We start from the raw sequence: 13,035 nt of genomic DNA, 5'->3' as shown, positions 1-13,035 counted from the left end.
TAAACCAAAATAAGCACTGATGTTAAATCCATCAGTACTTAAAATTGTAGAACCCTAAGTTCAGACTTGCTATTTCATTGTAATCACAAACCCATTTGGCATCAATTGGTGATCCTGTACGCCCTGGCTAAGAAGTAACCGACCGGTACTTAAGCATTTAATTGGTAAATTCGTAGTGTTGAAAATCCCCGTAAGAACCTTTCCGGCACCCATACGAGAAATTTCCACCAGTCCTGTCGGCAAGACTTTAAGAACAACCATGCCGCCTTCAATCAAGTCTGCATTGTTCCGTCGCAATGCCACTAACTTTTTAAAGAAAGTAAACATATCCTGACCATCATCATCTGGCACCCAATTCATCGGTTTCCGACAGTCTGGGTCATTATCGCCATCCATGCCGTACTCGGTACCATAATAAATCGACGGTGTTCCAGGTTGCAAGAATGTAAAGGCAAAAGTTTGCTTGACTAGGTCCCGGTTATCGTGGGCCTGAGTCATAATTCGCGCTGTATCATGAGAATCCAAGACATTAAACATCATCTGATTAGTCTGGTCACGGTACTTCATCAGCTGGTTGCTAAGCTGATCAATCATTCGTTCCGCACTAAGCCGGTGGTTGATGAAGTGGTCCAAAATAGCACCGGTGTAGCTGTAGTTCATTACCCCGCTAAATTCGTCCCCGTTCAGCCACGCCTGCGAGGTATGCCAAATCTCACCTAGGATATAAAAATCTGGTTTGAGGGCCATTGTCTCCTGGTGGAACCTCTTCCAGAAGTGGTGGTCAATTTCATTGGCCACATCCAGCCGCCAAGCATCAATATCAAATTCCTCAATCCAATATTTGGCAATTCCCAACAAGTAATCCTGCACTGCTGGGTTAGCTGTATTGAGTTTCGGCATATGCGGTGTGTAATCAAAGGTATCGTAGGTTGCATCCGGGGTAAATTCAAAGTTCTTGGTCGGCGTGTAAGTTGCTGGGAACTTATTAACATGGAACCAATCAGCATATTTCGAGTTTTGGCCGTTTTTAAGGACGTCCTGCCACTGCGGCGACTTATCACCAATATGGTTAAAGACGGCATCTAGCATTACCTTAATCCCCCGCTTGTGAGCCTGGGCAACCACTTCCTTAAATAAGGCGGCGTCACCAAAGTGGGGGTCAATCTGGTAATAGTCTTCTGTATCATACTTATGGTTAGAAGGGGCTTTAAAAAGCGGGTTAAAGTAGATCCCATTGACACCCAATGCTTGAAGGTGGTCAAGGTGGTCCAGTACACCCTGCAAGTCACCGCCATAGAAATCCTGACGACCAGGATGGTCATTGGCATTCCACTTTTTAGTACCAGCAGGGTCGTTGGACTGATCACCATTGGCAAAGCGCTCGGGGAAAATCTGGTACCAAACCGTTTTCTTTACCCATTCTGGAGCGTGAAACATATCAATCTCTTGGAAGAAGGGCATCCGAAAGTAGGTATTTAAATCATTCAAGGCCGCGTGGTCATCTGGCTGAAGGTAGCCCCGGTCGGTATAAACCGTCCTCGTCCCATCAGCGCCAGTGATGTCAAAGGCATACGCCAAGCGCTTTTTCGGCTCGGTAACCGCAATCTGCCAATAATCATAGAGGTCATCTGACAAGATTTTCTTCATCGGCGTCGGTTTGGTATAAAATGGCGGTTTAATTCCCGCCAGGCTGCGAAGACTGTAAGGGTCACCGTGCAATAGCTGGACCGCTTTTACGTCATCTTTAGCAGTCCGTAAACGGATATGCATCGTCTGAGAGTCATAAAGAAAGGCCATTTCACTTTCCGGCCGGTGGTAGATAGCAGCAAGTTTCATTAGTCAATATCTCCCTTTTCAACAGAGGTTTCCTTGACAACGTAAACCGCAAATGCCCCAATCAGTGCTAGGACAGCAGCTACGACCAGCATGTGTGGCATGTAGTTGCCCAATAACGGATAAAGAGCAAAGGAGCAAACAGAAGCAACAATCTGCGGGAAGCAGATCCAGCAGTTGAATAACCCCATGTAAGTACCATCATGCTTACCATCCAGGGCATTCGTCAGGATAGTGAACGGGATGGAGTTGATCGTAACCCAGCACATCCCGATACCAATAAAAGCAACGAACGATAATAGCTTAGTCGGCGCAACAGACAAGCCCCAGAAGCCTAAGGCGCCTAAAATCATCCCTAAGGCGTAGGCAGGCTTTCGAATCCGGTCATTTAGTTTTTGTAAAATCAAACCGTAAATAATTGCTACAGCAACTTCAACGGCCGACAGAACCCCAAACCAATTTCCGGCTGCTTGGTAAGCAGCACTAGAAGCATTCGTTGTGTGCCATATATTTTGGGCCACCGTTCCGGCACCGTAAGTCCACAGGTACTGGAACCCAGTCCAAGAGAAAAATTCAACAATTCCGAGAGTCCAGAAGACCTTCGGCGCATGTTTAATAATTGTGAAGAAGTTTTCACTAATGTTAGCATCCTGGTCTAAGCCGTGGTACTTGGCATAAGTCTCTGGGTCATATTCGTCAACTTTCCAAATAGTAAAGATTGATGAAACAACTAAAATCGCAGCTCCAATATAGAATGACCACTTAACAGAATCTGGTAATTCACCCTTAGCTGCAATATTCTTAACCCCAATCCAGGTCAACAAAAACGGGAAGAGGTCAGCGGCAACGGACCCGATGTTTCCCCAAATCGTCTGCCATGACCAAGCCTGGTCCTTTTGTTCATCGTTTACCATGTCAGAAATCATCATCTTGAATGGCTGCATCGACATATTTGAAGACAGGTCCATAAATAGGATGGCTACCGCGCCGAACCATAGCGCAGTCGAAGTCTTGAAACCAAACGAGCCGGAGTTCGGCAACAGGCACATCACAATGACAGCCACAATCGTCCCTAAAATCAAGTAAGGGAGCCGCCGCCCAATTTTAGGAATCCAGGTCCGGTCGGAAAAGTAGCCGACCAGTGGTTGAACAACCATCCCTGCTAATGGCGGCAGGATGAAAAACCATCCTAGCTTGGTTGGGTCCGCCCCCAGGGTTTGGAAGATCCGCCCCATGTTAGCACTCTGCAAAGCAAAGGCCATCGAAGTCCCCAGGTTCCCAAACGTCATCAGCATTAATACCGAAAATGCAAGCGAAGGCAAACGTTTATTTAACTTTTTTCGATTCATAAGTAATAAAACCTCCATAAAAAATAAATAAGTTCAAAACGTCTATGCTTATTATATATTCCTCCATCTGTTTTTGCAACCGCTTGCACACGTACAATACCCCTTAGGGTTGACACTTTAAAACAGACTAAGCTTAGTAATGAAGTTGACATGTCGTATTTTTATATGACGCTTGACGTCGGATTTAAAAATGGCAACTTCACAAGTCTATTATTAATCTGTTCTTAGTCCGTTGGCTCTTAAGTCGTGTATTGAAAATTAGATTTAATAGACTGAAACTTGAAAGCCAATAACCACACGCCTTTGGCGTGATTATTAGCTTTCAAGTTTCAGTTCTTTTCTTAAATTAAATTCAAAGAAACACCCTAATATACTTGACTATTCGTAGAAATAATAAAAGTGTCATCTTTAGGGGGTGTTTTGAATAGGAACATATTCAACGACGGAAAAATTAATCACACGTTACTTTCTTTACAAATTACAAAAAAATGATAAAATGATTAGAAAAAGGAAAGAAAGTGAACATATGTCATCATTATTCCGTAAAAAAGATATTAATGATCTTGTTAAACACGCCTCACCTTTAAAGCGCACCTTAAAAACTTGGGATCTAACTTTTTTAGGTATTGGTGCCATCATAGGGACTGGAATCTTTGTTCTAACTGGTAAAGGAGCCCTAACAGCTGGGCCTGCCTTGGCTTTATCATTTTTTATGGCGGCTATATGTTGTGGCTTTGCTGGATTATGCTATGCTGAATTTGCTTCAATGGCTCCGGTTGCCGGATCCGCCTACACATATTCATACATTGCATTTGGTGAAATTATTGCTTTTATTATTGGATGGGATTTAATCTTAGAGTATGCTCTTGGCGCGGCAACTGTTTCAGTTGGTTGGTCTGGTTATTTTGTTAATTTATTAAGTAATATGGGAATCCGTATTCCCACCTTATTAACTGCTGCAATAGGAACAACTCCTGGAGTCAATACAATTTTTAACTTACCAGCCTTTTTAATTATCCTAGTTATTACTTGGATTATTTCAATTGGGATTACTCAAACTAAGCGAGTTAATGACACAATGGTTCTAGTTAAACTAGCAGTTATTGTTTTATTTATTATTTGTACAATTTGGTTTATTAAGCCACAAAATTGGCATCCTTTTAGTCCATTTGGTTGGTATTCTTATCACAATGGAACTGCATCTGGTATTATTCCAGCTGCATCTATTGTGTTCTTCTCTTTCATCGGATTTGATGCCGTATCTTCCAGTGCTGAGGAAACTATCAATCCTAGTAAGACATTACCACGGGGAATTTTACTGTCATTATTAATTTCAACGATACTTTATATCATTATGACATTGACTATGACTGGTGTTGTTAAATATACTATTTTTATTAAGTATTTAAATGCTCCTATTTTAGCTGTTTTAGCCAAAACGGGACAAACTTGGTTATCCATTATTGTTAGCGTGGGGGCTATTTTAGGCATGACTACCGTTATTTTGGTTCAACTATATGGGCAATCAAGAATTAGTTACTCAATGTCGAGAGATGGTCTATTTCCCAAATTCTTTGGTCAAGTCGATCAAAAACATCAAACTCCCTTTAAAGGAACTTGGTTTTTTGGAATTATTACAGCGTTAGCAAGTGGATTTATCAATTTAAATATTTTATCAGAATTGGTCAATATCGGAACTTTAACTGCTTTTATTTTAGTTTCTGCCGGAGTTCTTCTAATGCGTCGTACCCATCCTGAAATCCATCGAGGCTTTCGGGCACCAGGAGTTCCAATTACCCCAATTATTGCAATTATTTTTTGTATTACGCTTATAGCCGGACTAAATTGGGAAACTTGGCTACGATTTGTAGTTTGGCTGGCAATCGGTATGGCTATTTACTTTGGCTATGGTAGACGCCATGCAACTATTAAGGATAAAAAGGGAGAATGACATATGACTTATAAGCGAATATTAGTTGGCTTAGATGGTTCAGAACAAGCTGATCGAGCTTTTAAGGTAGGATGTGATTTATCGAAATCTTTATCAGCTACACTTTATATAATTTGGATTGTTAATCGTGATCGTGGTATGGATTCTTCTTTTGGTGTTAATGAAGATTTTTATCGAGATCTGTATAATCAAATCACGCAAAGAATTAAACCATATGTTGATCAAGCACAGGCTCAAAAACTTAATGTTGTTAGTAAGGTTTTAGTTGGAAACATCAAGGTCATATTGGCTAAAGAGTTTCCCCAAGAAAATCAAATTGATTTAATCATATTAGGAAATACTGGCATTAATGTAGTTGAGAAAATGATTCAGGGATCACATAGCGGTTATGTCGTTCGGCATTCCTCCTGTGACGTCCTAATTGTTAAGTAAATAATTTAATTTCCATGATTAATTACATTTCAGTGTAAAGATTTCGGTACTGTGCCCTGTCAAGTTTACACTTTAAAACAGACTAAGGGGTATTGTACGGTCCGAATTCATTCGAATGCTGAAGACTTTTTGCGTCTAGTGGGAATCGTTTCCGATTACTGACTAGATATGTTAAATTTAATAAAAAAGGTGGGACGAAAATAAAATTAGAAGTAACTGATCATGCCGCAAGCTGGTTGAAAGACCACTTGGGCCTCCATGAAGGAGACCAACTAGCCTTTGTGGCGGAGAAAGGGCCGACGGGTGTCAAGGTCAAATACCAAGTGCCAACTGAACCGGGTCAGGCAGTCGCAAAGGTGGTCAAAGCTGGGGTCACCTACTACATCGATTTTAGTGATGAGTGGTACTTTTCTGGAAAGGTGACCACCGTCGATTATGAAAAGCAAAGGGGGATTAGCTACCACTTTGCGGCGGAAAATGATGATTTGAAGATTGTCAAGGGCAACGTAGTTCAGGCGGATAGCACGACGGCGGCGTCACGGGACTTTGAAGATTTTTGGGAATAGGATGGTAATAATGAAGGAGGTTAAACTAAATAACGGGATTATCATGCCCGCAGTGGGGTACGGAACCTACCAAACGGCACCGGAGGAGACAACGAAAAATGTCCTCTTGGCCCTGCAGACGGGGTACCGCCTAATTGACACGGCCCAGTATTATGGCAACGAGGCTGAGGTCGGCGAGGCCTTGACTGAGAGTGGGCTGGCCAGATTGTCACCACCAAGGTGCAGACTAGTGGCTACGCGGCCACCAAGGCAGGCTTAGACGAATCGTTGCGACGGTTTAACCATGACTACTTTGACCTGGTGATCATCCACTGGCCGACCGGGAACGATGACGAGACCTACCGGGCACTAGAAGACGCCTACCAGGACGGCAAGGTGCGGGCAATCGGCCTCAGTAACTTCAACGCTTCCCAGGTCCAAGCGATTATCGATGGAGCAACCGTGGCCCCGGCGATTGACCAGATTGAAACCCACCTGCTCTGGCAGCAAAAGCGGATGCACGCCTATTTGACGAGCAGGGGGATGGTTCACGAGTCTTATGCACCACTGGGTGAGAACCAGCCCGGCTTTTTGGATCAGCCGGTTTTGCAGAAGGTGGCGGCGCGTTACCATAGGACACCGGCCCAGGTTACCCTGCGCTTCTTAAACCAGGAAGGGATCGTTGTGATTCCAAAGACCCTGGACCCGCAGCATATGGCAGATAACTTAGCGATTTTTGATTTTACCTTAGCCCCGGCTGATGTGCGGCTGCTGGAAAGCTTGGATAAGCGGCAGGCAATTGTCGGCTGGCCAGCAACGATGCAGGAGGACCAGTATTAGCATTCTTTATGCTCATCGGGTAAAATAGGGTTAACATTGAATAACGAGGAGATTTGATTTTGCAAAAATATCAATTAATGGCAACGGCGGCGGCCGGGATTGAGGCCCTGGTCGGCAAGGAACTCCGCCAGTTAGGTTACGAAGCCAAGGTTGAAAACGGCCGGGTGCGCTTTACCGGCGACATGCGGGACATTTTAACCACCAACCTGTGGCTCCGGACGGCGGACCGGATCAAGATTATTGTCGGCGAGTTTCCTGCCCGGACCTTTGATGAGCTCTTTGAAAACACGACGGCGTTACCGTGGGAAGAATTTCTCCCGGTTGATGCCGAATTCCCGGTGGAGGGTCGCAGTCACCATTCTCAGCTCCATAATGTTCCCAGCGTTCAGGCAATTGTGAAAAAGGCGATTGTCCAACGGCTGAGTAGGGTGTACCACCGGCGGACACGGTTGCCAGAAACGGGGAACCTGTTCCCGCTAGAAGTTGCAATTAACAAGGACCAGGTAATGTTGACCCTGGATACGACGGGAGAGAGCCTGTTCAAGCGGGGCTACCGGAAGAATAAGGGGGGCGCTCCCTTGAAGGAAAACATGGCGGCAGCGCTGGTGATGCTTGCCCACTGGTTTCCCGATAACCCGTTTGTGGATCCGGTTTGTGGTTCAGGAACGATTCCAATCGAGGCCGCTTTACTGGGACATAACATTGCTCCGGGGATCAACCGGGCCTTTGCGTGTGAGCAGTGGGTTAACTTAACGCCAGCGGGCTTATTTGATGACGTCCGTGATGAGGCTGATGATAAGGCGGATTATGATGTCAAACTCGACATCCATGGTTATGATATTGACCAAAACATGGTGGAGATTGCTGAAGAGAACTGTCGGGCCGCTGGATTGACCCATGACATTACCTTTAAGCAATTGGCGCTAAAGGACTGGCGGACTGACAAGTGCAACGGGGTCATCGTGGCCAACCCGCCATACGGGGAACGGCTGAGTGACCATGCGGCTGTCCACGAATTGTACCGGCAGATGGGGGAGCTCTACCGACCACTGACGACCTGGAGCAAGTACATTTTGACCGCTGATTTGGAATTTGAGAAGTACTACGGGGCAAAGGCAACCAAGCGGCGGAAGCTGTATAATGGTGCTTTGCGGACCGACCTTTTCCAATTCTGGGGTCATAAGGACCGGAGTAAGTTTAGGACAGTGAGATGATATACAAATAGGAAAACCGGTTAGAAAATATGGAATAATTATTTTAAGTTAGCTTAACGGCTGGCTTTTTTGTATGCACCAAAAGATTACGTGGTAAGACATAAATTGGCATATTGAATGAGTAATTTTTGCCTAGAAAGCCTCCTTATCGGACGTTAAATTAAATGAATTTTAAAAAATTTTGCCTTTTCTTATCAGTGGCGAGAAATTAATTTTGGCACCGTAGCAATATCATTTTAAGCCCGTTAGCATGATATTGCACCCACTTAAATAGGTAAAGTAATTTAATTATCAACTGAAAAATTGGATTTCAAAATACCCAAACTTTAAATTATTGGTGATTTGTAAGTCGTGACCAGGAGAAATAAAATATAAGTTGTTAAAAAATTATTAAAAGTGTTTTTACGTATACGAAGAAATTAGGAGAAGACAGTCGATGTCAGAGAACAATGATACTAAAGATGAATTAGCGGGTCAGCAGTCGTTGAATGAACAAGTTGTTCGTCATCACCACCACCACCGCCATCATCGTCACCACCACCGGCGACGGATACTGAAGAATATCTTTTGGTGGGCCGTGGGGATTCTCCTGCTTTTTGCGATTTTCTTTGCAGCAATTGCATGGCGAAACTTAAAAGTCACGACGAATGACATGTACAACAGCGCCGGCATCACTAAACAACGTGATGCCGACAAGGTGCTTGCAAAGCGGCGGCCGGTATCAATCCTCTTACTGGGGACTGATACGGGGGCCCTTGGGCGAAACTACAAGGGGCGGACAGATACCATGATGATCATGACCCTGAACCCGCAGAAGAAGACGACCACGATCGTCAGCCTGCCCCGGGATATGAAAGTTAACCTGCCGGACTATCCAGATGACTCACCGGCCAAAATCAACGCGGCTTACACTTATGGCGGCGTCAAGGAGAGTGTTAAGACGGTACAGAAGCACTTCAACATTCCAATTGACTATTATGTTCTGGTCAACATGGGTGGCCTAGAAAAGGCTATCAACCAGGTTGGAGGAGTCGACGTGAAGTCACCACTGACCTTTGATTATGAAGGTGCCCACTTCACCAAGGGCCAGACCTACCATCTGAATGGTAGCAACGCCCTGAAGTTCAGCCGGATGCGTTATGATGATCCGCAAGGGGACTACGGCCGGCAACAACGGCAGCGGCTAGTTATTACGGCTCTGCTGAAGAAGTCCGTCTCCTATAAGACAGTGCTTAATCAGCGCTTCCTGCGGACCATCTCGGATAGTTCCCAAACCGACCTGACCTTTAACAATATGGTCACGTTGGCGAAGGACTACCGCGGTAGTAATGCCAACATTGTTCAGGACCACGCTCAAGGGCATGGTGCTGATGAGGACGGTCAGGACTACGAGATTGTTCCAACCAGTGAGCAACAACGAATTACGGACTTGTTACAGAATAGCTTGAAGAATTAAGGAGAAGAGCGTTGAATAATTCAGCAGAAGAATTGAAGAATACGATTGACTTGAGCCGCTTAATGGCACTCCTGCGTAAGCATTTTAAGATGTTAATCGTATGGACCTTACTGGCCGGAGTATTGGGCTTTGCGGTAGCACAGTTTGTAGTGGTGCCAAAGTATACAGCTACTACCGAAATTTTGGTTAATCAGAAGCATACTAATGATAATAATGGACAGGCTTATAATAATCAGCAAGCTGATATTCAGATGATTAATACTTACAAAGACATCATTACTAACCAAGTAATCTTAAATAAGGTTAGTAATGAACTTGGCAGTGCCAAGATTGCGCGTGAATATGGTCGCTCCTACAACATGCCTGTTTCTAAATTGAAAGATGCAATTAAGATTAATACCCAGCAGAATTCTCAAGTATTTTCGGTGGCGGTTGAGACAAATGACCCAAATCTGTCGGCAGCGACAGCTAATACGATTGCACATGTCTTTAGAAGACAAATCAAGAAGATCATGTCGGTCAACAATGTTACCATTGTTTCACGGGCAACGGCGCCGGATAGTCCATCTTTTCCAAATATAAAACTATTTACTTTAATAGGTGCTGTGCTTGGACTGCTACTCAATGTCATTTATCTTATTATTAGAGAATTAAGAGATACGACTATCAAGGATGATGACTTTATGACCGAGGAACTGGGCTTAACTAACCTTGGGCACATCGATCACTTCCATTTGAATCATAATTTCCAAGCAAAACAGACACGACTTGAAAACGATAAACAAGCAGAACGACGGGTCTAGAAGGAGAAAAGCAGAATGTCACTTTTTCATCATAGAAATAGGAACCAATCCAATGAAACCATTCATAATGGTGCACAATTAATTACAGCGGTTCATCCAAAGAGCCCGATTTCCGAGCAATTCCGAACCCTACGAACAAATATTAATTTTATGGCGATTGATCACCCAATCAAGACATTGGCATTGACCTCAGCCAATGTGTCAGAGGGAAAGTCAACAGTAACGGATAATTTGGCTATTGTATGGGCACAAACCGGACAAAGGGTTTTACTGGTCGACGCCGATTTACGACGTTCGACCCTGCATTGGACATTTAGCCTTGATAATCGTGAAGGATTGACAACGATTCTAACGAGTCATGCTCACTCAATTGATCTCAACAAGATTATTCAACCAAGCGGTATTGATAATCTATCATTGTTACCAAGTGGACCAACTCCACCAAATCCAGCTGAATTGTTAAGCTCACAACGGATGAAAGATTTTCTAAAAGCAGCGCGGGAACGCTACGATATGGTGATTGTCGATGTACCACCAATGCTGGAAGTTACGGATACTCAAGTTATTTCGCATAACCTAGATGCAGTGGTCCTAGTGGTTAATCAGGGACAAACTCAAAAACTAGGAGCTAAGCGGGCAGTTGAGCTTTTGAAAATGGCTCACGCTAACTTACTGGGTTACGTTATGAACGACGTGGTTAGTGATGGTGGTGCCGGTTACGGCTACGGATATGGTTATGGCTACGGATATGGTTATGGCAATGATGGAGATGACAAGTAATGGTCATGGTTGATCTTCATTGTCACCTTTTACCGGGGATTGATGATGGTTCTAAGAGTATGGAGATATCACTTTGCTTGGCACGTGAGGCTACGGAGAATGGTGTGACACATGCTCTTTTGACCCCCCATCACATGAATGGCCGTTATGGACGTAATCCGGCGGACAAAGGAATTCCAAAAACAGATTAATGCTTATAATATTCCGCTGACAGTCTTTCCGGGACAAGAAGTACGGATTAATGGACGATTACTGGAAGCACTAGATAAAGACGATATTTTATTTGCAGATACGGCTGGAAAGTATATGATGCTAGAATTCCCGGACGATGATGTGCCTCACTATACGAACAGAATGATTTTTGACTTACAGCAGCGAGGAATTATACCAGTTATTGTTCATCCGGAAAGAAATACCGAGATCATGGCGCGACCTGATTTGATTTATCAATTACTTCAAAAAGGATGTCTTTCTCAGATTACAGCTAGTTCTTATGTAGGGACATTTGGCAAGAAGGTAGAAAATTTTAGTCATCGATTGATTGAAGCAGGTCAGGGATATGTCTTTGCATCAGATGCTCATGATTTGCCAGGACGTAGATATGAGATGCTTCAAGCATTTGATAAAATGAAACATGAATTTGGTCAGAAAATGGTTGAACAATATCAGCAAAATGCGCGGTCTATTATTAATGGTGAAAATGTTTTGATGAATGAAATAAAAAAAATAAAAAGGAAGAAAAAATTTTGGCTGTTTTAGCTTTTAACATCGGGGAATTATTTTTTTAGTATAGGGGTAAGGAGTGCCAATGTAAGTGATAAAAGGGAAAAACAGCGAGTCTACGAATGATCAGTCATTTCGTTTGTATCGTGATTTTTTCAAGCGAATATGCGATATTATTTTTAGTTTGGTTGCAATTGTTATATTGGCACTGCCGATGCTGATTATTGCACTTTTAATAAAGACAGATTCGCCTGAAGAGCCGGTTCTGTTTAAACAAATTAGAGTTGGCAAAGATAATATTCCGTTCACAATTTTTAAGTTTAGATCGATGAGAAAAGATGCACCACATCAAATGGCAACAGAGAATTTTGAGAATCCTGAGTTATATATTACTACCATTGGACGTGTGATTCGTAAAGCTAGTTTAGATGAATTACCACAGTTATTCAACGTTCTAAAAGGTGACATGAGTATAATTGGACCGCGTCCACTCATTCCTAATGAAAAAAAGGTTCTGGCAATGCGTGATGAGTATGGTGCTTCACAGGTTCTTCCAGGAATAACTGGCTTAGCACAGATTCATGGAAGAGACGAGATTACTGACGAAAATAAAGCCGCTTATGATGGTAAATATGCGTTAAATATTAGTGTGTTTTTGGATATATCGATATTTTGCAAGACAATCTTTGATGTTATAGTCAGACGTGGAGTACATGAGGGAAAAAGGCGGTGAGTGTACTTTGAAAAATAGTGTAACTGACTATTCGGTTCTAATGACAGTATACAAAAAAGAAAAGCCAGAAAATCTTGATAAATCATTAAGTAGTTTAGAAAATCAGTCTTTTTTTCCAAATGAAATTATAATAGTTGAAGATGGGCAATTGGGTAATATGTTGGATAATATCATTGAACAGCATAAGACTCAATATAAAGATGTTTATAAAATAGTATCTTTAAAAGAAAACCATGGAAGAGGTTATGCCTCAAAAATTGGTGTTAAATATATATCTAATAACTGGTTTGCGAGGATGGATTCGGATGATATTAGTTATAGTAACTGAAACTTGAAAGCCCTGAATTGCAATGAAATCATTGTGGTTCAGGGCTTT

Annotated in this window: 11 protein-coding genes and 2 pseudogenes; 11 read left to right on the top strand and 2 right to left on the bottom strand. The window is 43.0% G+C overall.

Features of this window, described 5'->3' with window-relative positions; translation table 11 throughout:
* Positions 1-69: 69 nt before the first annotated feature.
* Together FD32_RS04860 and FD32_RS04855 are read right to left on the bottom strand one after the other, a co-directional pair.
* Entirely contained in the window at positions 70-1,836 is a 1,767-nt protein-coding gene (locus FD32_RS04860) for a glycoside hydrolase family 13 protein (protein WP_047767241.1), read from the bottom strand.
* Positions 1,836-3,182: an SLC45 family MFS transporter gene (locus FD32_RS04855; protein ID WP_047767243.1), complete on the bottom strand. Its 1,347-nt coding sequence runs from the start codon at positions 3,180-3,182 to the stop codon at positions 1,836-1,838. The genes FD32_RS04860 and FD32_RS04855 overlap by 1 nt, the downstream gene beginning before the upstream one ends.
* A 526-nt stretch (positions 3,183-3,708) precedes the next feature.
* Here FD32_RS04855 and FD32_RS04850 point away from each other — a divergent pair.
* From FD32_RS04850 to FD32_RS04800, 11 genes and pseudogenes are all read left to right on the top strand, one after another.
* Complete coding sequence (locus tag FD32_RS04850; RefSeq protein ID WP_047767246.1) at positions 3,709-5,133, top strand: amino acid permease; 1,425 nt, start codon at positions 3,709-3,711, stop codon at positions 5,131-5,133.
* Between the two features lie 3 nt (positions 5,134-5,136).
* A complete protein-coding gene (locus FD32_RS04845) occupies positions 5,137-5,565 on the top strand; it encodes a universal stress protein (RefSeq protein WP_047767248.1) in 429 nt (142 codons plus the stop codon).
* 281 nt (positions 5,566-5,846) lie between these two features.
* Complete coding sequence (locus FD32_RS04840; protein WP_053002995.1) at positions 5,847-6,131, top strand: hypothetical protein; 285 nt, start codon at positions 5,847-5,849, stop codon at positions 6,129-6,131.
* A 10-nt stretch (positions 6,132-6,141) separates the two neighbouring features.
* Positions 6,142-6,950: pseudogene (locus FD32_RS04835) on the top strand (aldo/keto reductase).
* 59 nt (positions 6,951-7,009) lie between these two features.
* Positions 7,010-8,164 carry a THUMP domain-containing class I SAM-dependent RNA methyltransferase gene (locus FD32_RS04830; protein ID WP_047767252.1) on the top strand — a complete coding sequence of 385 codons (1,155 nt, stop codon included), beginning with the start codon at positions 7,010-7,012 and terminating at the stop codon, positions 8,162-8,164.
* Positions 8,165-8,600: 436 nt separating this feature from the next.
* Positions 8,601-9,620, top strand: coding sequence for an LCP family protein (locus FD32_RS04825; protein ID WP_082126016.1), 1,020 nt, complete (start codon positions 8,601-8,603; stop codon positions 9,618-9,620).
* An 11-nt stretch (positions 9,621-9,631) separates the two neighbouring features.
* Entirely contained in the window at positions 9,632-10,423 is a 792-nt protein-coding gene (locus FD32_RS04820) for a YveK family protein (RefSeq protein WP_047767254.1), read from the top strand.
* Positions 10,424-10,438: 15 nt separating this feature from the next.
* Positions 10,439-11,203 (top strand): CpsD/CapB family tyrosine-protein kinase, encoded by a 765-nt coding sequence (locus FD32_RS04815; RefSeq protein WP_047767256.1) that lies wholly within the window; start codon positions 10,439-10,441, stop codon positions 11,201-11,203.
* A gap of 5 nt (positions 11,204-11,208) precedes the next feature.
* A pseudogene (locus FD32_RS04810) lies at positions 11,209-11,962 on the top strand (tyrosine-protein phosphatase).
* A gap of 55 nt (positions 11,963-12,017) precedes the next feature.
* Positions 12,018-12,659, top strand: coding sequence for a sugar transferase (locus FD32_RS04805; protein WP_235803770.1), 642 nt, complete (start codon positions 12,018-12,020; stop codon positions 12,657-12,659).
* A gap of 7 nt (positions 12,660-12,666) precedes the next feature.
* A complete protein-coding gene (locus FD32_RS04800) occupies positions 12,667-12,987 on the top strand; it encodes a glycosyltransferase (protein WP_235803769.1) in 321 nt (106 codons plus the stop codon).
* Positions 12,988-13,035: the final 48 nt, after the last annotated feature.

Source organism: Limosilactobacillus panis DSM 6035, assembly GCF_001435935.1.
Lineage (GTDB): Bacteria > Bacillota > Bacilli > Lactobacillales > Lactobacillaceae > Limosilactobacillus > Limosilactobacillus panis.
Note: the sequence above shows the minus strand (reverse complement) of the source record. Positions and strands in the feature narration are given on the sequence as shown.

What these genes read in the sequence shown, in the direction of transcription:
- FD32_RS04860 (WP_047767241.1), bottom strand. Translation starts at nt 1,836, where the DNA reads ATGAAACTTGCTGCTATCTACCACCGGCCGGAAAGTGAAATGGCCTTT.
- FD32_RS04855 (WP_047767243.1), bottom strand. Translation starts at nt 3,182, where the DNA reads ATGAATCGAAAAAAGTTAAATAAACGTTTGCCTTCGCTTGCATTTTCG.
- FD32_RS04850 (WP_047767246.1), top strand. Translation starts at nt 3,709, where the DNA reads ATGTCATCATTATTCCGTAAAAAAGATATTAATGATCTTGTTAAACAC.
- FD32_RS04845 (WP_047767248.1), top strand. Translation starts at nt 5,137, where the DNA reads ATGACTTATAAGCGAATATTAGTTGGCTTAGATGGTTCAGAACAAGCT.
- FD32_RS04825 (WP_082126016.1), top strand. Translation starts at nt 8,601, where the DNA reads ATGTCAGAGAACAATGATACTAAAGATGAATTAGCGGGTCAGCAGTCG.
- FD32_RS04815 (WP_047767256.1), top strand. Translation starts at nt 10,439, where the DNA reads ATGTCACTTTTTCATCATAGAAATAGGAACCAATCCAATGAAACCATT.